13 protein-coding genes are annotated in these 21,799 nt (G+C 72.4%); 6 read left to right on the top strand and 7 right to left on the bottom strand.

The genetic code is table 11. From position 1 onward, the window contains the following. Positions 1–30 precede the first annotated feature (30 nt). From OG589_RS17125 to OG589_RS17105, 5 genes are all read left to right on the top strand, one after another. The gene (locus tag OG589_RS17125; protein ID WP_405150200.1) at positions 31–1,614 is read left to right on the top strand and encodes a PucR family transcriptional regulator; all 1,584 of its coding nucleotides are present in this window, start codon (positions 31–33) and stop codon (positions 1,612–1,614) included. Positions 1,615–1,709: 95 nt separating this feature from the next. Next, on the top strand, positions 1,710–3,296 hold the full coding sequence (locus OG589_RS17120) for an ABC transporter substrate-binding protein (protein WP_405150199.1): 1,587 nt from the start codon (positions 1,710–1,712) through the stop codon (positions 3,294–3,296). Further along, positions 3,297–4,310 carry an ABC transporter permease gene (locus OG589_RS17115; protein ID WP_405150197.1) on the top strand — a complete coding sequence of 338 codons (1,014 nt, stop codon included), beginning with the start codon at positions 3,297–3,299 and terminating at the stop codon, positions 4,308–4,310. Further along, positions 4,310–6,133 carry a dipeptide/oligopeptide/nickel ABC transporter permease/ATP-binding protein gene (locus tag OG589_RS17110; RefSeq protein WP_405150196.1) on the top strand — a complete coding sequence of 608 codons (1,824 nt, stop codon included), beginning with the start codon at positions 4,310–4,312 and terminating at the stop codon, positions 6,131–6,133. The genes OG589_RS17115 and OG589_RS17110 overlap by 1 nt, the downstream gene beginning before the upstream one ends. Then, positions 6,130–6,825 carry an ABC transporter ATP-binding protein gene (locus tag OG589_RS17105; RefSeq protein WP_405150195.1) on the top strand — a complete coding sequence of 232 codons (696 nt, stop codon included), beginning with the start codon at positions 6,130–6,132 and terminating at the stop codon, positions 6,823–6,825. Before OG589_RS17110 ends, OG589_RS17105 begins: the two co-directional genes overlap by 4 nt. Before the next feature lie 61 nt (positions 6,826–6,886). On the opposite strand, the gene menC is transcribed toward OG589_RS17105, so the two are convergent. The 7 genes from menC to OG589_RS17070 all read right to left on the bottom strand — a co-directional run bounded on the left by menC (position 6,887) and on the right by OG589_RS17070 (position 20,827). Next, positions 6,887–7,987, bottom strand: coding sequence for an o-succinylbenzoate synthase (gene menC / locus OG589_RS17100; protein ID WP_405150193.1), 1,101 nt, complete (start codon positions 7,985–7,987; stop codon positions 6,887–6,889). Positions 7,988–8,006: 19 nt separating this feature from the next. After that, positions 8,007–8,786 carry a GNAT family N-acetyltransferase gene (locus OG589_RS17095; RefSeq protein WP_405150192.1) on the bottom strand — a complete coding sequence of 260 codons (780 nt, stop codon included), beginning with the start codon at positions 8,784–8,786 and terminating at the stop codon, positions 8,007–8,009. Further along, positions 8,783–9,862, bottom strand: a complete 1,080-nt coding sequence (locus OG589_RS17090) for a M20/M25/M40 family metallo-hydrolase (protein WP_405150190.1) — start codon at positions 9,860–9,862, stop codon at positions 8,783–8,785. The genes OG589_RS17095 and OG589_RS17090 overlap by 4 nt, the downstream gene beginning before the upstream one ends. Further along, on the bottom strand, positions 9,859–10,896 hold the full coding sequence (locus tag OG589_RS17085; protein WP_405150189.1) for a dipeptidase: 1,038 nt from the start codon (positions 10,894–10,896) through the stop codon (positions 9,859–9,861). The genes OG589_RS17090 and OG589_RS17085 overlap by 4 nt, the downstream gene beginning before the upstream one ends. A 175-nt stretch (positions 10,897–11,071) precedes the next feature. After that, the gene (locus OG589_RS17080; RefSeq protein WP_405150187.1) at positions 11,072–15,613 is read right to left on the bottom strand and encodes a hypothetical protein; all 4,542 of its coding nucleotides are present in this window, start codon (positions 15,611–15,613) and stop codon (positions 11,072–11,074) included. 248 nt (positions 15,614–15,861) lie between these two features. Further along, on the bottom strand, positions 15,862–17,958 hold the full coding sequence (locus OG589_RS17075) for a ThuA domain-containing protein (protein WP_405150185.1): 2,097 nt from the start codon (positions 17,956–17,958) through the stop codon (positions 15,862–15,864). Between the two features lie 76 nt (positions 17,959–18,034). Then, entirely contained in the window at positions 18,035–20,827 is a 2,793-nt protein-coding gene (locus tag OG589_RS17070; RefSeq protein ID WP_405150183.1) for a carbohydrate-binding protein, read from the bottom strand. A 474-nt stretch (positions 20,828–21,301) separates the two neighbouring features. On the opposite strand from OG589_RS17070, the gene OG589_RS17065 reads away from it, so the two are divergent. Next, positions 21,302–21,697 carry a PPOX class F420-dependent oxidoreductase gene (locus OG589_RS17065; RefSeq protein WP_405152059.1) on the top strand — a complete coding sequence of 132 codons (396 nt, stop codon included), beginning with the start codon at positions 21,302–21,304 and terminating at the stop codon, positions 21,695–21,697. Positions 21,698–21,799: the final 102 nt, after the last annotated feature.

Here is a 21,799-nt window from a genome sequence, read left to right as displayed (position 1 = left end):
ATGTCCGTCTATGTCCACTATCGTACGAAAATGAGGGATCAGCCACGCGCCAGCCTGCGGCGCATCCTGGAGGATCTGGGGAGCACCGTGCTGGACGTGGCGGCCTCCCCCGGCGAGCTCGACGCCGAGGTCACCGGCGTGCACATCTACGACCCCCTCGATGAGCTGCTCCTGCCGGCGGGGGGCATCCTCCTCGCCGTCGGAGTCGACCGCGCCGAGCAGATCTGCACCCTGCTCGACGCGGCGGGCCCGGCGGCGGGCATCGTCGTCAAGCAACCGGTGGACGCCGACGACCTCGTCCGCGCGAAGGTCCTCGAGACCGGGGTGGCGGTGCTGGGCCTCACCAGGGCCGCCTCCTGGGCGCAGGTGGCCGCGCTGCTGCGCTCGCTGCTGGCCGAGGGCGAGCTCACCGGGGAGGGGGAGCCCCCGCTCGACGACCTGTTCGCGCTGGCCAACGCCGTGTGCGCGCTGCTGGACGCGCCGGTCACCATCGAGGACCGGTCCTCGCGGGTGCTGGCGTACTCCGGCCGGCAGGACGAGGCCGACCCGGGCAGGGTGGAGACCGTGCTCGGCCGCCAGGTGCCGGAGCGGTACCGGCGGATGCTGGAGCAGCGTGGATTCTTCCGGCAGCTCTACCAGAGCCGCGAGCCGATCTACATCGAGCTGGACGCCGACAGCATCAACCGGGCGGCGGTGGCCGTGCGGTCGGGGGACGAGATCCTCGGCTCCATCTGGGCGGCGGTGCGCGAACCGCTGAGCGGTCAGCGCCGGCAGGCACTCGCCGACGCCGCCAAGATCGTCGCGCTGCACGTGCTGCGGCAGCGTGCCGGGGCGGACACGCGGCGACGGCTCCAGGCCGACCTGCTGTCCACCGTGCTGGCGGGCGGCGGGGACGCCGCCGAGGCCGCCGGCCGGCTCGGCGTCGCGAGCGAGCGGCTGTGCGTGCTCGCCGCCCAGCTCAGCGGCGGCCCCGACCTCGACGCCGCGCGCAGGGAGAGCGACAGGCAGCGGTTCTGCGACGCGCTCGGCCTGCACGTCGGCGCCATCCATCCCAAGGCCGCCGCCGCGATGATCGGCTCGGTGGCCTACGCCGTGCTGCCGGTGCACGCGGGCGGTGAGGAGGAGGCGCGGGCCGTCCGGGTCGCCGAGAGCTTCCTGGCCCGCGTCGGTCCCCGGCACGCGGCCAACATCGGAGTCGGGCGCATGGCCCGCGACCTGGCCGAGGTGGCCAGGTCGCGGGCCGACGCCGACCGGGCGCTGCGGGTGCTGCGCGCCCGCGACGCCTCCGGCGCGGTCGCGGGCTACACCCGCGTGCACTTCGAGTCGCTGCTGCTCCAGCTCTCGGACCTGGTGCGGGCCGAGGAGCAGACCCCCACCGGGCCCTACCAGCGGCTCCTGGCCCACGACGCCGAGCAAGGCAGCGAGCTGGTCGCCACCCTGCGGGCCTACCTGGACGCCTTCGGCGACGTCAACGCCGCCTCGGCCAAGGTGCACGTGCACGCCAACACCTTCCGCTACCGGTTGAAACGGCTCATCGAGATCAGCGGCCTCGACATGGCCGACCCCGAGGCCCGGCTGGCCGTGACGCTCCAGATGCGGATCTTCGGGCGCTAGCACGACGAGCCTCCCGCTTTTCGTGGATGGGAACGAAGAAGGACGGCGCCGAACCGGCGAATGTGGGGCATCACCCCCAGCTTCCTGGAGCCCCGATGAGAAACACAGCAGCGGCGGCCGTGCTCGGCGCCCTCAGCCTGTTCGCGGCCGCCTGCGGTGGCACCGCGGGCACCGAATCAGGCGGATCCGCCGGCGGCGGCACGTTCACCTTCGCGATCAACAGCGACCCCGGCGTGCTGGACCCGGCCATGGGCGTGCTCTCGGTCACCAACACCGTGCTGTCGTTCGCCTACGACACGCTGGTCTACAACGGGCCCGATGGAAAGGTCCTCCCCGGGCTGGCCGAGAAGTGGGACGTCAAGCCCGACTCGGTGACCTTCACCCTCCGCAAGGACGTCACCTGCTCCGACGGCTCCAGGCTCACCCCCGCCGACGTGGCCGCGAACGTGAACCACATCGCCGACCCCGCCACCAAGTCGTCCGTCTACGGCGTGTTCATCCCCATCGGGATGAAGGCCGTGGCGGACGACGCGGCCGGGACGGTGACGCTGTCGACCCCCAAGCCGTTCGGCTTCATCCTGGAGAGCACCCCGCAGGTCTTCATCGTCTGCGGCAAGGGGGTCAAGGACCGTTCGGTGCTGGCCCACGCCACCTCGGGTTCCGGGCCCTACAAGCTCACCGAGGCGGTGCCGAGCGACCACTACACGTTCGAGGTGCGCGAGGACTACACCTGGGGACCCGGTGGCGCCACCACCAAGGAGTCCGGCCAGCCCGCCAAGATCGTGCTGAAGGTCGTGCCGAACGAGCAGACGGCGGCCAACCTGCTGATCTCCGGTGGCCTCAACGGCGCGGTGGTGTACGGCGCCGACCGTGCGCGGCTTGAGGCGCTTCCGGGGATGGGCAAGATGGTCCTGCCGGCGGGCAACGGGCAGTTCCTGTACCACCAGGGCGACGACCGTCCCGCCAAGGACCCGGCGGTGCGCAAGGCGCTCACCCAGGCGGTCGACCTCAAGGAGCTCGCCGGCATCGCCTCCGGCGGCACCGGCCGTCCGGCCACCGGGCTGGTGCTGGACCCGCGGCCCTGCCAGGGCGACACCGTCACCGGTCACGTCCCGGCCTTCGACGCGGCCGGCGCGGCCGCCGCGCTGGACGCCGCGGGCTGGAAGGCCGGCCCCGACGGCGTCCGCGCCAAGGACGGGAAGAAGCTGACCCTGCGCCTGCTGTATGGCACCACCCGAGGGGCGGGCGTCCAGGCCGCGGTCGAATACCTCGCGGCGGCGTGGAAGAAGGCGGGTGCCGACGTCACGCTGAACGGTGTCATCGACACCAAGCTGTCGGAGTCGCTCAACGTCACCCAGGACTACGACGTCGTCTGGCTGCCGATCGGTGTCACGCTCCCCTCGCAGCTCGTCGGGTTCATGTCGGGCCCGGCCGCCCCGAAGGGCGGCAACTTCGCCCACATCGCCAACGCCCGCTACGAGAAGCTGGTGTCCGAGGCCGTGCTCAAGCCCGGTGCGGAGGGCTGCAAGCTCTGGCTGGAGTCGGAGTCCGCGCTGTTCGAGAACGCCGACCTGGTGCCGGTCGTGGAGAACACCGTGCTCGTCGCCACCAAGAACGCGAAGTTCGAGCTGGTGGCGGGCCAGTTCTCGCCGACGTCCATCCGGATGACCGAGGCGGGCTGAGTGGCCGGAACCCCAAGCTCCCTCGTGTCCGGCCCGTCCGGCGGGCGGGCCGGCCGGATGCTCGCCGGCCGGGCGCGCGGCGCGTTCGTGCTGCGGCGCGTCGTCCGGTTCGCCGTCTCGCTGGCCGTGCTGCTCGTCGCGTCCTTCGCGATGATCCACCTCATCCCGGGCGATCCCGTGCGCGCCTCGCTCGGCCCGGCCGCGCCGGTCGAGCTGATCGCCGCCAGGCGTGCGGCGCTCGGGCTGGACCTGCCGATCCTGGACCAGCTGCTGTCCTACGTCCGCAACGTGCTCGGTGGCGATTTCGGCACGTCGTTCCTCACCGGGGAGCAGGTCGGCGACGTCATCGCCGCCCGGCTGCCCAGCACCCTCGCGCTCGCCCTGAGCGCCACCGTCGCGGCGCTGCTCGCCGCGGTGCCGCTCGGCATGTGGGCCGCGATCCGCACCGAGAACGGCCGCAACAGGGGCACCGAGGCGAGTTTCACCTCGGTGACCGGCGCGGCCGTCGCCGTGCCCGAGTTCTTCTACTCGATCGCCCTGGTGACCGTGTTCGCGATCGGGCTCGGCTGGTTCCCGCCCGCGGGCAGGGCGGGGCCCGAGTCGTACGTGCTGCCGATCGTCGCCCTGGCCGTCGCGCCCACCGCGATGATCGCCCGCATCTCCCGGGTGGAGACCCTGCGCGCGCTCGGCACCGACTACATCCGGCTGGCGCGCGCCAAGCGGCTGCCCGCCTCCCGGCTGTACGTGCGGCACGTCCTGCCCAACACGCTGACCGCGACCCTGACCGTGGGCGGGCTGCTGCTCAGCAGCCTGATCGCGGGAAGCGTGCTCGTCGAGTACGTCTTCGCCTGGCCGGGCCTCGGCATGCGGGTCGTGGAGTCCATCACCCAGAAGGACTATCCGGTCGCCCAGGGCGTGATCCTCGTCTACGGCGCGGTCGTGCTGGTGGTGAACCTCCTGGTCGACCTGCTTCTCGGTGTGGTCGACCCCACCTCCGCGCTGAAGGAGATTTGATGCGGCAGCTGCTGCGGACCCCCGCCGGGCTCGCCGGGACCATCCTGGTCGCGCTCATGGTGATCCTGGCTATCGCCGGGCCGCCGATCTGGGGCGCCGGAGCCGAGCGCATCGACTCCTCGGCCATCCTCCAGGGGGCCTCGGCCGCACACCCGCTCGGCACCGACAACCTGGGCCGCGACATCCTCTCCCGGGTGCTGGTCGCCGGGCGGCTCTCGCTCACCCTCGCCCTGCTGGCCACGATCATCGGCGCGGCGGCGGGCACCGTGCTCGGCGCGCTTCCCTCGGTGCTGCCCCGCGCCGCCGCCCGCCTGCTCACCGGCGCGGTGAACGCGCTGGTCGCCTTCCCTGGCCTGCTGCTCGCGATGTTCACCGCGGTGATCGCGGGGCTCGGCGCGCGAGGGGCCGTGCTCGGCATCGGCGCCGCCGTCGTCCCCGGCTTCGCCCGGCTCACCCAGACGCTCGCGGCCTCCGTCACCAGAGCCGACTACGTGTCCGCCGCCCGCATGCTCGGCGTCTCCCGGTGGCGGGTCATGACCAGGCACATCATCCCCAACATCGCGGAGCCGCTGATCCTCAACGTCACCCAGGCGCTGGGTGCCGCGCTTCTCGGGCTGGCCGGGATGTCCTTCCTCGGCCTCGGCGTGCAGCCGCCGTCGTTCGACTGGGGACGGCTGCTCTTCGACGGCTTCAGCCGCATTTACACCACCCCGGCGGTCGCCCTCGGCCCCGCAGTCGCCGTCGCGCTCGCGGGCATCGGCTTCAACCTGCTGGGAGACACCCTGGCGAACGCGGCGTCACGGCGTTCCGCGCCGGGCGGGAAGGCCGTACGCCCGCCCGTCCCCGATGCCGGCGGCCTCGGCGAACCCGACCCGGACGCGGCCCTTGAGGTGCGGGACCTGACCGTCTCCTTCCCGGGCGGGGTGACCCCGGTGCGCGGGCTGTCGCTGACCATCGCGCCCGGCGAGATCGTCGGCCTGGTGGGGGAGTCGGGCAGCGGGAAGAGCCTGACCGCCTCGGCGATCGGCGGGCTGGTGCCCTATCCGGGCGAGGTGAGCGTGGGACGGCTGCGGCTGTGCGGCGCCGACCTCGGCGAGCTGTCGGCGCCGGAGCGCCGCAAGCTGCTCGGCACGTCGCTCGCGATGGTCTTCCAGGACCCGATGGCCTCGCTCAACCCGGCGCTGAGGGTCGGCGGGCAGCTCGCTGAAGTGGCGACGGTCCACCAGGGCGCGAGCCGCGCCGAGGCCTGGACCAGGGCACTGGACCGGCTCGGACACGTGCGCATCCCTGAGCCGGGCAAGCGCGCCCGGCAGCACCCGCACGAGCTGTCCGGCGGCATGCGGCAGCGCGTGGTGATCGCGATGGGCCTGATGGGCGCGCCCCGGCTGATCATCGCCGACGAGCCGACCACCGCCCTGGATGTGACCGTGCAGCGGCAGATCCTCAGGCTGCTGCGCGAGGTGACCGACGAGACCGGCGCGGCGACGCTGTTCATCTCCCACGACATCGCCGTGGTCGGAGAGCTGTGCCACCGCGTCGTGGTGATGTACGCCGGGCGCGTGGTCGAGGAGCTGCCGGTCGAGGAGCTGGCCACCGGCGCCGCGCATCCGTACACCCGCGCGCTGGTCGCCTCGCTGCCCGACATGGAGACCGACAGGTCGCTGCCGCTCGCGAGCATTCCCGGCCGCCAGCCCTCGCCCGCCGACGTCACCGAGGGCTGCGCCTTCGCGGCCCGCTGCGCCCTGGCGACCGCCAGGTGCGCCGAGCGCCCACCACTGGCCGAGTACGGCAAGGCGCACCGCGTCGCCTGCTGGGAGGCATGATGATCATCAGGAACCTGACCGTGCGGTTCGGCGCGTTCACCGCCGTGGACGACGTCACGCTGGAGATCCCCGCCGGGGCGACCGTCGGCCTGGTGGGGGAGTCGGGGTCGGGCAAGTCCACGCTCGCCAGGGCGGTGGCCGGCCTCGTGCCGTACACCGGCGGCATCGACGGCGGCGATCCCCGGCGGATACAGATGGTCTTCCAGGACCCGCAGGCCTCACTCGACCCGCGCATGACCGTGGGCGCGTCGGTGGCCGAGGGGCTGCGCCTGCCCAGGGCCGCGCGCGGGGCGGAGGTGGAGCGGCTGCTGTCGCTGGTGTCGCTCCCCGCCGCGCTGGCGGGACGCTACCCGCGCGAGCTGTCCGGGGGACAGCGCCAGCGGGTGGCGATCGCCCGCGCGCTTGGCGCCCGTCCCGAGCTGCTCATCGCGGACGAGATCACCTCCGCCCTGGACGTGTCCGTCCAGGGCGCGGTGCTGAACCTGGTGCGCTCGCTGCGCGAGGAGCTCGGGTTCTCGATGCTGTTCATCTCGCACAACCTCGCCGTGGTGCGGTACGTCTCCGACGTCGTCGCGGTGATGCACCAGGGCAGGCTGGTCGAGTACGGGCCGACCGAGCAGGTGGTGGGCACGCCCGGGGACGGCTACACCCGCTCGCTCATCGAGGCGGTTCCCCGCCTCGGCCGGAGCTGAGAGCCCCCCCGGGGGGGCGTCTACCTGGTGACGGGGGCGGAGAGCCCGCCCCCGGGGGGTTCTAGGTGGTGATCCACTCGGTGGAGGTCGTGACCTCTTCGAGGATGTCCCGGACCGGCTCGACGCCGATGCCGGGCCCCGCCGGGACGTCCAGGTGGCCGTCGCGCAGCTCGAACGGCGGGGTGATGTCGGTGGCGAAGTAGCGGCTCGACCCCGAGGTGTCGCCGGGCAGGGTGAAGCCCGGCAGCGCGGCCAGGGCGACGTTCGCGGCGCGGCCGATGCCCGTCTCCAGCATGCCGCCGCACCACAGGGCGACGCCGTGGGCGCGGGCCAGGTCGTGGACCCGGCGGGCCTCGAGGTAGCCGCCGATGCGGCCGGGCTTGACGTTGATGATCGAGCAGGCGCCGAGGGTGATGGCGGCGGCGGCGTGCTCGGCGGACTCGATCGACTCGTCCAGGCAGATCGGGGTGGCGATCTTACGGGCGAGCGCGGCGTGCTGCACCATGTCGTCGTTCGCCAGGGGCTGCTCGATGAGCAGCAGGTCGAAGGCGTCGAGCTTGGCCAGGTGGGGGGCGTCGGCCAGGGTGTAGGCGGCGTTGGCGTCCACCTGGAGCGGCAGGTCGGGGCCGAAGCGCTCGCGGACGGCGCGGACGGGCGCCAGGTCCCAGCCGGGCTCGATCTTCAGCTTGATCCGGATGTAGCCCTCGGACAGGTAGCCCTCGACGGCGTCGAGCAGCTCGGGAACGGAGTTCATGATGCCGACCGACACCCCGCAGGGCACCCGGTCGCCCGCCGCGCCGAGGAAGGACGCGAACGACTGGCCGCCGGCGCGGAGCCGGGCGTCCAGCACCGCCGTCTCCAGGGCGGCCTTGGCCATCCGGTGCCCCTTGAACGGGGCCATGGCCCGGTTCACGCCGTAGGCGTCGGCGCCCGCGGGCAGGGCGGGGATGAGGAAGCGGCGCAGCGCCTCGGCGGCGCCGTCGGCGTACTCGGAGGAGTAGAGCGGCGCCGACATGGCGACGCACTCGCCCCAGCCCTCGGCGTCGGGCGTGACGACCCGCACGAGCAGCACGTCGCGCTCGGTCTCGGTGCCGAACGAGGTACGGAACGGCCCGACCAGCGGCATCGCGATCCGCCGCAGTTCGATACCAGTGATCTTCATGATGATGTGCCCCCGGCGATCAGGTAGTGCGTTCCACGACATAGCAGGACTTGGAATGGAACCCGGTGATCCGGGCGCCCTCGCGCAACAGGCCTTCCAGCACGTCGCGCACGGCGTGCCGCCACGCCTTGGCGGCGCCGGGATCGGTGCGGCGCAGGCCTTCGATGTCGCCGGGCACCGCCACGAGCACCGTCGCGGCGTCGGTACGGCCGGGGACCGGCCGTCCGTCCCGGTCGGCCAGCCCGATCACCGCGTCCGGCGGGACCTGCGGCGCGTACGGCTCCCGCCGGGCGGCGGCCAGCACCTGCGGCTCGGACAGCCGCCAGATGGCGAGCATCCGGTCCGACTCGTCCCCGGCGTTGATCGCGTCCTCCATGGCGCCGTAGAACGACGGCAGGTACTCCTCGGGACGCGCGCCGAGCTTGGCCAGGTTGAAGTGGGCGTTGCGGCGCACCAGCGGGTCGAAGGTCCAGGTGATCCGGTCCAGACCCCGGCTGAGCGCCCAGGCGCGCTGGTGCAGCTTGAGCGCGAACCCGATCCCCCGGCCGTCCGAGGCGCCGGTGATGTGCGAGTGCAGCACCTGCCCGGCCGGGGCCGCCAGGAAGGCGACCGAGGCGCCGGCGAGGCGGTCGCCCTCGTAGGCTCCGACCACGTAGTTGCCCGCGTGCGACAGTGCCCGCATGAGCTCCACGGTGATGGGCGCGCCGCCCGGGTCGGGGTGCCAGATGCCGTCGAAGAGCCGGTAGACCTCTTCGAACTCCTCGATGAAGTGCAGCTCGCGCAGCACCACGCCGGTCATCCGAGCACCGCCCCGACCAGTCCGGCGAGCAGCCTCGCGCGCACGGGCATCTCGGCGACCAGCGTGTGCTCGTGGGCCGCGTGCGCGCCGCCGCCGACCGCGCCCAGCCCGTCCAGGGTGGGACACCCGACGCCCGCGGTGAGGTTGCCGTCGGAGCCGCCGCCCACGGCCACCCCGCGCAACGGCGGCATGCCGAGGTCCCCGGCGATCCGGCGGGCCAGCTCGAACAGGCCGGCCGAGGAGGCCTCCTCCAGCGGCGGCCGGTTCGGCCCTCCACTCACCCGCAGCCGGGTTCCGGCGAGCCGCGGGGTCAGCGCCCGCACCAGCTCGTCCACCCGCTTCTGCTCCTCGCCGGTCGGGACCCGCACGTCCACCGACACCGAGGCCAGCTCGGGCACGGTGTTGACCGTCGCCCCGCCGGACAGCACGGTCGGGGTGACCGTGGTCGCCCCGTCGCCCATCGCCGCGAGCGCGATGATCTGGTGGGCCAGCTCGACGCCGGCGTTCGCCCCCGCCTGCGGCTCCAGGCCCGCGTGCGCGGACTTCCCGCGCGCGGTGATCTCGTAGGTGGAGACGCCCTTGCGGGCGGTCTTGAGCGCGCCGCCGTCCGCGGCGGCCTCCGGCACGAACGCGGCCGCGCACCCGCGCGCGGAGTCCTCGACCAGCGCGCGCGAGGTGGGAGAGCCGAGCTCCTCGTCCCCGGTGATCAGCACGCACACCCCCGAAAGGGAGGGCAGCGCGGCCAGCGCGTGGAAGGTCTGCACCAGCCCGGCCTTCATGTCGAACACGCCCGGCCCCCGGGCGACCCCGTCCGCCACCGACCAGGGGTGCTCGCGAAGCGTCCCGATCGGCCAGACCGTGTCGTGGTGGCCTACCAGCAGCACCCGGGGCGTGCCGAAGGTCCACCGCAGATGGCTGACCCCGGCGATCACGATCGTCTCCGGACGCGCGCCGAGCATTCTGGTCCCCTGGTCGGCGACCACCCCGGCGCTGCGGGCCACCGCGTGGTGGTCGGCCGAGAAGGACTCGCAGACGACGAGCTCCTCAAGGTCCTGGAGCATCAGGCCGAGGTTCACCGTGGCCGTCCCAGCTCCGCGCGGAACAGCCGCAGCACGTTGCCGCCCACGATCTTGACGATGTCGTCCTCGGGAAGGCCCCTCTTGGCCAGGGCCTCGGTCACCAGGGGCAGGCCGCGCGGCCCGTCGAGCCCCGGCAGGACGGCCAGGGGGTCGATGTCGCCGTAGCCGAAGTCCTCGCAGCAGGGAGGGGTGGTCTCGCTCATGACCTCGCGGACGAAGTCGGGGCCGAGGCCCACGTGGTCGATCCCGCCGACCCTCGCGACGTGCTCGATGTGGTCGGCCAGGCGGTCCACGGTGTGCTCGGCCGGGTCGTCCGACAGGAAGGAGGGGACGAAGTTGACGCAGACCACGCCGCCGGTCGCGGCGACGCCGCGGATCTGGTCGTCGGTGAGGTTGCGGTGGTGGTCGCGCAGCGCGCGTGCGGAGGAGTGGGTCGCCATCACCGGCCTGGTGGCCAGCTCCAGCACGTGCGCCACCCCGGAGGCGCCCAGGTGCGAGACGTCGAAGATCATGCCGAGGCGTTCCATCTCCCGCAGCGCCTCCACTCCGGCGGCGGTGAGCCTGCTGCCGGTGGCGTCCTCACCGCTGCCGTCGGCCAGGGCCGTACGGCCCCAGTGCGCGATCGAGGCGACCCGCACGCCCAGCCGGTGCACGGTGGACAGCAGCTCGACGTCGGCGTCCAGGCCGGGGGCGCTCTCCATCGCCAGCACCAGGGCGATCTTGTCCCGCGCGAGCGCCTCGTCGATCTGGTCGCCGTCCACGCACAGCCGTACCGCGTCGGGGTTGCCCTCGGCCAGCGTGTGCGCGCACTCGATCATGCGCAGGGTCTGCCTGAGCGCGCCCTCGGGGCGGTACTGGTCGTCGATGAAGACCGGCAGGACCTGCACGTTGACCCCGCCCTCGCGCAGCTGGGGCAGCCAGCGCTCGCGGAAGAACGACGCCCACCGACGCGGTGGCCTGGCCGTGACGGCCATCAGCAGGTCGTTGTGGGTGTCGGCGACCACGGCGCGGTGATGAAGATCAACGAACACGGACCAGCCCTCCGGTGGATGTTTGCCGCAACGGTATGACAAGGGAGGGTCACGGAATTCGTCCGCTTCACCTAAGCGGAGCGGGCTGTTCGTCCATTCGGCCAAGGGGCACGCGCAGGGCAGCGGCTCCAGCCGAAGTGGCCGCGCAGAAGGGTGAACTCGCCTCGTCGGACGGTCACCGGCAGCGGCCCGTCGTGAGGCCGGAGACCTTCCAGCCCGCTCCGGCGAAGGGGGACATGAACTGTGACAGCAGGTCGAGGGCGTACCCCTGAACCTGGCCTCCGGGGTCGAGCAGGCTCACCATCTGGGGGCCGTCCGCGCCGCGCAGCGTGATCGAGCCGGCCCGCCTCGCTGCGGCGAACCCCGGCCTGGTGTCGATCGACAGGCAGGCGATCGGGGTGGCGCCGACCTTGAGCGCCTGCCTGGCGCTGATCGGCCGCGTGCGCTGGTCGTAGCGCCGGAACTCCAGCGACGTCGCCGGGCCGAGCCTCAGCGTGTCCTTGAAGACGTCCTTGCCGACGCTGCGCGCGATGCGGACGTCCAGCTTCACGTCCGGCCTGAGGTCGATGCCGCCCGCGCGGATGTCGACGTGGTCGTACGCGCCCTCGAAGCCGGGGGAGATGTACCCGAGCTCGCTCGGCGCCCGCATCCCGAAGGGAATCCTGCCCGGCCGGATCCTCAGCCACGACATGCCGTGGACGCCCAGCGAGACGTCCTCGATCCTGCTCTGGCCGAGCGCGAAGTCACCGTCCAGCCGCAGGGCGAAGAATCCGGTCGTGTACGGGATGTCCTTCCGCACCGCCACCCGCTGCCGCTCCACCGGACCCACGGACAGGCCCGCGTGCACCTCCAGCAGCCTTGTCGCCACCGGCCGTGAAGCCAAGTCCACCGATAAATCGGGATTTATCTTGGCAGTGGTGTCGGAGGCCAGGTCCTTGACGACGAACGAGGCGTCGAGCAGCTCACCCCGCTCCGGCCGGTACACCTGTGACACCAGCGCCCCCTCGACCGCGAAGAGCCCGTCGAGCGTGTTCTCCCCGCCGTCCGCCTTGTACGCGAGCGCCGGCATCCGCAGGCCGGTCCGCGACGCGCCGTCGGCGTCGATCGTGAACGCGGCAGGCACGTCGGTGAACCGCGCGACGCCCGTGCCCGGCTTGGCCGCGCGGGGCGTGAGCGTGACCTCGGCGGTGAGCCGCCTGACCGCCGCTGAGTTCTGGACGCGGAGATGGGTCTTCTTGCCGTACGTGCCGTCGATCGCCACCACCGCGGGGACCGGGTCGACGAGGACCCGGCCCCGCACGACGCCGTACCGGTCACCCGTGTCGGCCTCCGCGAGCGCCTTCAGCGAGGTGATCGTCGCCGCCGGCTCGACCCGGTAGTTCACCTTGATCACGTTGGCGTCGCGCCCGTCGGCGTCCTTGCCCCTGCCGGCCTCGAACGGGCCGACCGACATGCCTGTGATGGAGCGCGGCAGCCCGTCCAGCGTGGCGAGCGCCCTGATCGGCACCGGCGCGAGGACCTCGCTGGCCAGGTACACCTCCAGCTTCCTGACCGCGGGCCGGTACCCGGAGAAGGAGAACGTCCTGCGGGCGGGGTCCACGGTCACCTTGGACGGGAGGCCCGCCAGGCTCACGAACCCCCGGACGCCGAAGCAACCCCGCGCCGCCGCCTCGCCCTTGGCCGCGTCCGTTGAGGCGCCCGTTCCCTTGTCCGCGGGAGTGCTCGCGCCCGCGCAGAACGGGCCCTGGTCCCCGGCGCAGTCCGCCGAGCCGGGGACGCAGCCGCCGTCGGCCAGCGCCACGCCGCTCGCCACCCCCGGCACGCCGGAGATGCCGTTGATCGCGGCCACCTTGCCCAGCCAGACCTGCGCTTTGAGGTCCATCCGCGCGCCACTGGCGCTGTAGGTGACCGGCCCGCCGCCGGCCGCGGACACCTCGATGCCGCCGGGGATCGGGCCGAGGGTGCCGAGCGCGCCGAACCGCAGGTCACCGGCCAGGTACACATCGGCGTCGAGCGCGACGGACTGCCGGGCCGCCTGGAAGGCCGCCTTGAACCCGGCGTCGCTCCCGCCGAACTCCACGCTGGTCAGGCCGTCCACCCGGACGCTGGCGTCCAGATCGCCGGTGGCCGCGCGATAGTGCGCGGCCAGGTGAGGCCCGGACGGAGCCCGCGCGCCGTCATGGTTGGTCACGGCCAGCGTCACCGAGCCCACCGGCCCGGAGACGCCACGGAAGCGGTACGTCCCGTCGCCCCACCCGGCCTCGAACCGCGCGGGCACGCCGGTCGCCTTGGCCGCGACGCTGAAGCGGCGGCCCTGGTAGTCCGCCCGGGCGAAGGCGAGGACCGAGGCCACCGGCCTGTCGGCGGTCCAGTCCAGGCGCCTGCCCGCGAGGTCGGCCACCACCGCGACGTGCCGGTGGACGTCACGTACCGTCGCGTGGACGTCCTCGCCGCCGGTCGGGCCGATCTCCGTCACGTACGCCCGGCTGGCGTACAGCTCGGCCTTCTTCAGGCTCGACGCCGTCGTGACCTCCGCCGACGACCGGTCGCCGAGCCGCCATGACCCGTCGACCCTGGACCGCACCCCGTACAGGCTGCTGTCGATGGTCGGCCCGGCCTTCACGTTGGCGTACGACGCGCGGAGCTTGCCGATCACTCCGCTCGCGCGGTACCGCGCCTTCTTCGCCGCGGGGTCCAGATCGACCTCGACCTCGCGCGGCGCGTTCGAGATGTCCATGCGGAGCAGGTGGGTGCGGTCCACGCTGGCGGCGGCCAGGAACGGCTGTCTCCCCGAGGCCAGCCTGAGCGTGGCGTGCGGCCTGGCTCCGTAGGTCACGTCGAACCCGGCCAGCGCCGACAGCCGGCCGGAGAGGCCCACCTGCCCGCCGTTCTTGATCATCGTGAGGTGGCTCCCGGCCGGCGTCGAGACGGCGCCCCCGTCGCGCTGGAGGACCAGCTCGACGCCGCCGATCTTCGAGCTGGCGGTATGCGTAACCCTGTTTCCAGCTATGTCGTAATAAATCCGCATGTGGGCTGGCAGGTCGGTCAGCGCCATCCGGAACACCGTCTTGGCCGCCGCCCGGTCGAAGTAGACGACGTCCACCGCCCTGGCCCGGGGAGCGGTGTCGACCGTGAAGGCCTCGGACCGGCCGTCCACCGACTCGTACCGCGCGCGGAAGTCGGCGGGGACGCCGGTCAGCGAGCCCTCGATCACCCTGCTGAGCCGCCCGTCGCCGTAGACGAAGTCGTGCAGCTCGGCCCGGCCCATGGGCGCCGTGCCCGCGAAGTGAACCTCCGCGCCGCCCTCGGACGGCCGGGTCAGCTCCACGCTGACCTGAGACCTCACCTTGTCCAGCACGACCTGGGTGAACCGTTCCTCGTACGGCTTCGCCGACCGCCCGGCGTCCAGCACCAGCGCGTCGAGCGCCGACGGCCCCGAGGAAGCGATCTTCATCGTGCCCTCGCGCCTGTCCCCGTCGAACCGCGCGCTAACGGTGAGCCGCTCGGGCACCGGGGACTGCCGCAGGCTGACCACCTTGGGATCGACGGACTCCCTGCCGTCCAGCCCCGCGATGCCCGCCACCGTCGCGACGGACGCGCCCGGCCGCGACCGTCGCACGCTCACCCGTACGTCCGTGACCGCGCCCTGCCCTGCCGCCGCGCCGAGGCGGTAGAGACCCCAGTCCGTGCCGGACAGCGACGCCCCGCGGTGGAACCCGTCGAACCCGATCGACAGCCGCCTGGCCATGGAGCCGTTCGAGGCGGGGATGTCGTACTGCGCCCACACCTGTGCCCTCAAAGCCCTGCCGTGGGTCTCGCTGGTCGCCAGCCGCGTGGTCGCCAGGCCGAGCCCCGCCGCCAGCCGGGCCGTCAGGTCGTCCCGCTGGCGGTCACGCCGGCTCTCGACCTGCCCGCTGGAGGAGTCCTTCGCGCCGGACGGGCCGAGCAGCCCGCCCGTCGTCCTGCCGAGCAGGGAGTCCAGCTCGCGCTGCGTGCTCGCGAGGGCCCTGGCCCTGCTCGCCACGTCGGCGGTGCTCAGCGACGGGACCACGCTCGCCAGCAGGTCGGGCGTGCCGTCCCCTGTCACGTCGGCCGCCACGGGCTTGACCAGCGGCTGCGGCGCCGAGCACGACACCGGCAGGGAGGGCGTCTCCGCGCACAGCCGGTAGGTGACCAGCGGGATGCCCTCCGGCAGCGCGCGGTAGAGCCCCGCGAGGTCCACGCCGGCCGGGGACTTGACCTTCGCGGCAGTCGCGCCGATCGCGCTCGCCGGGGGTTTGGACACGCTCAGGACCCCGGCCCGCTCGGTCGCGGGCAGTAGCCTGCTCGCGTCGGGACCGGGGCGACCGGCCGAGACCAGGCCCTCGGACCTCAGGCGCGCGGTGGCGTTCGCCGCCACCTTGCCGGCCAGTGCGGGCCCGGCCGGAGTGGTCACCGGCGGCGGCTCCGGCCCGATGGGCCGTGCCTGTACCGGCCGGGCGGCCAGGGACGGCCCGTCCGGCACGCTCACCTTGGCCTCCGGCGGGACCACGATCGCCGGCACGGGCTCGATCTTGGGCTTGCCCCCCGTGGCCGGTCCCGCACTGGTGGCGGCGGGAACGCTGGGCGACGAGGCGCCGGCGTGGGCGGCCGCAGGGGGAGCCAGGGCCACGGAACCGGCCAGGGACAGGGACGCGGAGATCACCCGTACCAGCGAGTGCCGTTGGAAAAGCGGCATGACAAGCTCTCCCCGTCGTCCGGATCGCCCACCGAGAAACACGGAAGGAAAGAGCCGACCACAGGGTGACACTTACCGTCAAACTCATCAAATTCATCTGAAAACTTGGCACGTTCCCGAGGCCAGGGGGCCGGGGGCCGTTCACGTGGCCCGGCCCGGCCGCCCGAAGGCCGCCGCTCCGCCGCGCGTGAGAGGCAGGGCCAGGTGGTGTTCCCGGCCCCGCCGTGTTCTCCCCCTTCTGGGGCCGTCTAGGGCAGGGTCCACTTCTGGTTGGGGCCGGTGCCGCAGTCCCAGATGGTGACGGGGGTGGCGTCGGCGGGGTTGTTTCCTGTGACGTCGAGGCATCTGCCGGAGTTGGGGTTGCGCAGGGTGCCGTCGCTCTGGGGGGTCCAGTCCTGCGCGGTGGTGTTGTTGCAGGTCCACAGCTGGACCTTGGTGCCGTTGGCGGTGCCGGCTCCCGCGACGTCGAGGCATTTGCCGAGGGCTTTGAGTTGCCGGCCGGTGACGGTCCAGGTCTGCGCGCCGGTTCCGTTGCAGGTGTAGAGCTGGATCTGCGTGCCGTCGGCGGTGGCGGCTCCCGCGACGTCCAGGCACTTGCCCGCGAGCCCCTTCACCGGACCGGTACGGGACGCGGGGTTGCCCTTGACGAGCGTGAAGTCGTCCAGGTCGAACAGGCCGGTACCGGTGCCGGTGTAGGTCAGGAACAGCGTCTGGACGCCCGAGGGCACGCCCGTCAGGTCGGCCTGCACGTCGGCGAAGGTCTCCCAGCCGCCGGTGTTCGGCACGTTCACCGTGCCGAGCACCGGGCCGGTGGCCGAGCCGGTCCTGACCTGGATCGCGCCCCCCGGGCCACCGGAGACGACCCTCGCCCTGATCCTGGTCACGCCGGTCAGGTCGACGCCCGCGTACGAGGACCAGTCGCCCGGGTCGATGAACCCGAGCGTCTTGCCGCCGTGCGCGCCGGCCTTGTCGAACGGGGTGGCGCCGCTCACTCCGCTGTAGGACTCCGCCTCGACGGTCCTGTCGCCCGTCGCGCCGAGCTCCTTGATCCGGATGTGGCGGAACGCGGCGTCGTCGCCGTCCCCGTGGTTCTGGATGCCGATGTAGCCCTGCTGGAGGCTGCGCGCCGGGTCGGTGTTGGTGAAGTCGTTGATCTTGACGCCGTTGAGGAGCACCTGGACGCGCTCGCCCTCGACCAGCAGCTCGTAGGTGTTCCACTCACCCGGCGGGTTCAGCGCGGCGTCGCGGGCGGCGAGGTCGGCCGACTTGAACCCGTAGACCGATCCGGTGGTGTGGTCGGGGGTGTCGGTCGCGTCGATCTGGATCTCGTAGCCGTTGTTGACGGCCGACCACGGGTCCGCGCTGGCGGGGAAGCCGATGAACACGCCCGAGTTGTCGTCGCCGGCCAGCTTCCAGTCGAGCTTCAGCGAGTAGGCGTGGAACTCCTTGGCCGAGTACCACAGCACGCCGAGCCCGCCGAAGGACGACAGGGTGGCTCCCGCGTTGGTGAACCCACCCGGCCCCGCCTGCGACCAGCCGGTCGTCGAGCCGTCGTACAGGTTGGTGTACCCGGTCTCCGGGCGGCAGTCGGCCCTGGTCTTGCCGGCCGCGTACCGGATGCCGCCGAGGAGCTGCGCCCGGAAGGCGCTCTCGCCGTACGACTCGGCGGTGTGCCCGCCGCCGGTGTAGAACGACCGCCCGCCGCCGTACGACTTGCACCACGTGGTGGGGTGGTCGCCGTTCATCGTGCCGCCGGAGTAGGACGACTCGTCGAGGGTGGCGAGCACGTGCGCGCTGGAGCGGGGGTTGGTCCGGTAGTTGTACCACTCGTCGGTGCGCGTCCAGCTCTGGCCGAGGTGCGCGGTCGCCGCGTGCGCCCGGTCCTCGACCTTGACGGTGGCCTGCTGGATCGCCGGGTGCGAGGAGAACCACGCGCCGACGAGTTCACCGTAGAACGGCCAGTCGTACTCGGTGTCGGCCGCCGCGTGGACGCCCACGAAGCCCTTGCCCGAGCCGACGTAGGACTGGAACGCGCTCTGCTGGGCGGCGTCGAGCACGTCGCCGGTGGTGCTGAGGAAGACGACGGCCGCGTACTGGGCCAGGTTGGCGGTGGTGAACGCGCCGCCGTCCTCGGTCGCGTCGACGGTGAAGTTGTTCGCCGCGCCCAGGTCACGGATGGCCTGGACGCCGGCGGGGATCGAGTCGTGCCTGAATCCCGCCGTCTTCGAGAACACGAGCACCTTGTAGGCGCTGTCGGCCGCCGTCGCCTGGCCCGTCCCGGTGCCGGCGATGATCGCTAAGGCCGCCGCGGCCAGGGTCAGTCCCCGGCGCAGGAGGTTTCTCATCGTGCGCTCCCTGTTGAAGGTGATGGACGCCGGAGCGCCTCCGGTGGGCGGGGCCGCGCGCCGGAGGCGCCGGGGATCAGGGCAGGGTCCACTTCTGGTTGGGGCCGGTGCCGCAGTCCCAGATGGTGACGGGGGTGGCGTCGGCGGGGTTGTTTCCTGTGACGTCGAGGCATCTGCCGGAGTTGGGGTTGCGCAGGGTGCCGTCGCTCTGGGCGGCCCAGTTCTGCGCGGCGGTGTTGTTGCAGGTCCACAGCTGGACCTTGGTGCCGTTGGCGGTGCCGGCTCCGGATATGTCCAGGCACTTGCCGAGGGCTCTGAGCACCTGGCCGGTGACGGTCCAGCTCTGCGCGCCGGTTCCGTTGCAGGTGTAGAGCTGGATCTGCGTGCCGTCGGCGGTGGCGGCTCCCGCGACGTCCAGGCACTTGCCCGCGAGCCCCTTCACCGGACCGGTGCGGGACGCCGGGGTGGTCAGGGTGAACGCGTCGAGGTCGAACAGCGCCCCGGCGCCGCCCTTGAACACCAGGTACAGCGTGGTGGTGCCGGCAGGCGCGTTCGTGAGGTTCCCCGTGACGTCCTGGAAGGTCTCCCAGCCGCCGGTCACCGGCACCGTCGCCGAGCCGAGCAGCGTGCCGGTGCTCGAACCGGCCCGTACCTCCAGCGTGCCGCCCACGCCGGCCGACGAGACGCGCGCGGTGATCGAGGTGGCGCCCTCCAGCACGTACGGCTGGAACGCGATCCAGTCGCCGTTGTGGATGTTGCCGACGGTCTTGCCGCCCTCGGCGCCCGCGTGGGTGATCGGGTCCACGCCGGACGAGGTGCCGTAGTGCTCGGCCTGGCGGTGCTTCGGCTGCAGCGTCGCCTGTGCGGTGCCCTTCAGGCCGCCCGCGTCGGTGTAGTCGGCGGCGAGGACGCCGAAGGTGTTGGCGTCGGTGGAGTGCTCGCCGTCCACCTGGGTCGTGATCGAGCCCGTGCAGCCGGTCTTCGAGGTCATGGCGTGGGCGTGCTGGTCATGGCCCAGCAGGTAGGTCACCGTGACCTTCGAGCAGTCGATCGCCCCGTCCTCGGGGTCGGTGACGGTCACCGCGTAGGAGACCGTGTCGCCGAAGGTGAACGGCTGCCCGTCCTTCGGCGAGGTGAACGTGACCTTCGGGGCGGTGTTGCCCACCGTGACGATCACGCTCGCGGTGCCGGTCGCGCCCTGGGCGTCGGTGACCGTCAGCGTGGCGGTGCGGGTGCCGGCGGTCGTGTAGGAGTGGGAGGGGTTGGCCGCGGTCGAGGTGCCGCCGTCGCCGAATGCCCACGCGTAGGTCAGGGGGCCGCCCTCGGGGTCGGAGGAGCCGGCGGAGGAGAAGTTCACCGTCAGCGGCGGCTGGCCCGAGGTCCTGTCGGCCGTCGCCTTCGCGGTCGGCGCCCGGTTGCCGCCCGCGATGTACTCGATGCGGTACAGCGCCGAGTTGGCGTCGCCGCCGAAGTAGCCGGTGCCGTAGTCGAGGACGTACAGCGCGCCGTCGGGGCCGAACGCCGTGTCCATCACCTGCTTGCCCGTGAACGGGAAGCTGGAGATGGGGCCACGCGAGCCGTTCGCCCCCACCTCGATCGCCTTGATCCAGCCGCGGCCGAACTCACCCGCGAAGAACACCCCGTCCAGGGACTGCGGGAACTTCACGGCGGAGTTCAGGGCGGCGTCGTAGTGGTAGACCGGGCCGCCCATGGGGGACTCGGAGCCGCCCCCGAACTCCGGCGGCGAGCCCGAGTCGCCGCCGTACTTGATCCAGGCCGCCTTCGCCGGCGGCAGGGTGGTCCTACCGGTGTTGCGGAACGAGTTGTTCGTCGCACCGCCCGCGCAGTCGAACTTGGCGCCGGAGGCTCCGGTGGCGAAGTCGTACTCGTTGTAGGTCTCCGCGACGGTGTTGTCGCCGGTGCAGTACGGCCAGCCGTAGAAGCCCGGGCCGGTGATGCGGTCGAACTCCACCTGCCCCCCCGGGCCCCGGGAGGCGTTGGCGGCGCCCGCGTCCGGGCCGTAGTCGCCGAGGTACACGACGCCGGTGGCCTTGTCCACGCTCATCCTGAACGGGTTGCGGAAGCCCATGGCGTAGATCTCGGGCCTGGTGGCCGCCGTGCCGGGCGGGAACATGTTGCCCGCGGGGATCGAGTAGGTCCCGTTGTCGTTCACCTTGATCCGCAGCACCTTGCCGCGCAGGTCGTTGGTGTTGGCCGAGGTGCGCTGCGCGTCGTAGGCGGGGTTGCGGTTGGCGCGCTCGTCGATCGGGTCGTAGCCGTCGGAGTCGAACGGGTTGGAGTCGTCGCCCGTGCTCAGGTAAAGGTTGCCCGCCGCGTCGAAGTCGATGTCACCGCCGACGTGGCAGCAGATGCCACGGTCGGCCGCCACGTCGAGGATCTTCACCTCGCTGCCCGCCTGGATCTTCCAGTCCGGGGTGAGGGTGAACCGGGACAGCCGGTTGACCCCCTGCCACGCCGACCAGTCCGAGCCGGTGGCGGGGGCGTCGCCGGCCGGGGTGGACAGCGGGGGCGCGTAGTAGAGGTAGACGCGCCGGTTGGCCGCGAAGGCGGGGTCCACGCCGACGCCCTGCAGGCCTTCCTCGTCGTGGTTGTACACCGCCAGCTTGCCGACCACGGTGGTGGTGCCCGCGGCGTCGGTGCGCCGCAGCGTGCCGTCGCGCGCGGTGTGCACGACCGAGCGGTCAGGCAGTACGGCCAGGGACATCGGCTCGCCCACCTCGTCGACGCCCTTGGCCAGGGTGACCTGCTGGTAGTCGGCCGGGTTGACGGCAACGGCGTTCGCGGCGGGCGCGCCGGCGGCCAGGACGAACGCCGCGCCGCCGGTCGCCAGGAGGGCGGACAGGGCCACCCTCAGTGTTGGTCTTCTCCTGCGGTGCACGGGAAGCCTTTCCGGTGCTGGGGGGTGTCGTCCAGGGGGCGGCCTGGACGTGGCCGTACGGCACGGCGCGTGCCCGCTGGAGGTCGCGCGCCGAGTCGGTGGGGGAGGTCGGCGTACCGGCTATCCGCGCCGGGGCGGTGATGAGGTCCTGTTTCCGGGGAATTACGGTTCTGTATCCTCCGGAGCCCTTCCGCCGTGACTCTAAGTTCTTTCGATACTTCCGTCTAGCCTTTAGTCCGAAATTTCAGGACTTTAGTTGTGAAAAACATAAGTCCATTCTCGGGAAGATCGATCTACCTGCGGAAGGGCGGGACGGCCGCCGCCCGGCGCGCGGCCGGAGGCTCGGAACGGTGCTTGACCTCAACCATGGTTCAGGTTTCAGACTGTCGTGGGTGGCGCGTCCCTCGCGCCCATCGCCGCGGTGTGACCACTTGGAGGGCCATGATGTCGTTGACACAGGTTGAGGTCGGTTACCTGGGCACGCAGATGCTCGGCCGGCTGGCGACCGTTCAGCCGGACGGGACGCTGCAGGTCAGCCCGGTCGGATTCTCGTACAACGCCGACCTCGGGACGATCGACATCGCCGGCCGGAACATGGCGGCCAGCAGGAAGTACCGCAACGTGGCCGCCAACGGCCGGGTCGCGTTCGTCGTCGACGATATCGCTTCGGTGAACCCGTGGCGGGTCCGGTGCCTGGAGATCCGCGGCTCGGGGGAGGCGATCGCGCGCCCGCTGGACTCCGCGACCGGAGGAGACGGACCAATCATCCGCATCCACCCCGGCCGGATCATCAGTTTCGGCCTCGACGACCCCGCCCTCGACCGCACCGGCCGACCCTGACCGAGGGCGACGTCATCTCAGGGCAGGGCCGGGGGGTCAGCTCACCTGGTGGGGCGAGGCGAAACTGCTTGCGGTCGGTGGTGCCGTCGTCTCGGGTGGCGT

The organism is Sphaerisporangium sp. NBC_01403 (assembly GCF_045040145.1).
GTDB classification, from domain to species: domain Bacteria; phylum Actinomycetota; class Actinomycetes; order Streptosporangiales; family Streptosporangiaceae; genus Sphaerisporangium; species Sphaerisporangium viridialbum.
This window is presented reverse-complemented; position numbering and strand designations above follow the sequence as displayed.

Bases quoted from the DNA above. Each gene is read 5' to 3' on its own strand.
- OG589_RS17125 (WP_405150200.1), top strand. From the start codon at position 31: ATGAGGGATCAGCCACGCGCCAGCCTGCGGCGCATCCTGGAGGATCTG.
- OG589_RS17120 (WP_405150199.1), top strand. From the start codon at position 1,710: ATGAGAAACACAGCAGCGGCGGCCGTGCTCGGCGCCCTCAGCCTGTTC.
- OG589_RS17110 (WP_405150196.1), top strand. From the start codon at position 4,310: ATGCGGCAGCTGCTGCGGACCCCCGCCGGGCTCGCCGGGACCATCCTG.
- OG589_RS17105 (WP_405150195.1), top strand. From the start codon at position 6,130: ATGATGATCATCAGGAACCTGACCGTGCGGTTCGGCGCGTTCACCGCC.
- menC (WP_405150193.1), bottom strand. From the start codon at position 7,987: ATGAAGATCACTGGTATCGAACTGCGGCGGATCGCGATGCCGCTGGTC.
- OG589_RS17095 (WP_405150192.1), bottom strand. From the start codon at position 8,786: ATGACCGGCGTGGTGCTGCGCGAGCTGCACTTCATCGAGGAGTTCGAA.
- OG589_RS17080 (WP_405150187.1), bottom strand. From the start codon at position 15,613: ATGCCGCTTTTCCAACGGCACTCGCTGGTACGGGTGATCTCCGCGTCC.
- OG589_RS17075 (WP_405150185.1), bottom strand. From the start codon at position 17,958: ATGAGAAACCTCCTGCGCCGGGGACTGACCCTGGCCGCGGCGGCCTTA.
- OG589_RS17065 (WP_405152059.1), top strand. From the start codon at position 21,302: ATGTCGTTGACACAGGTTGAGGTCGGTTACCTGGGCACGCAGATGCTC.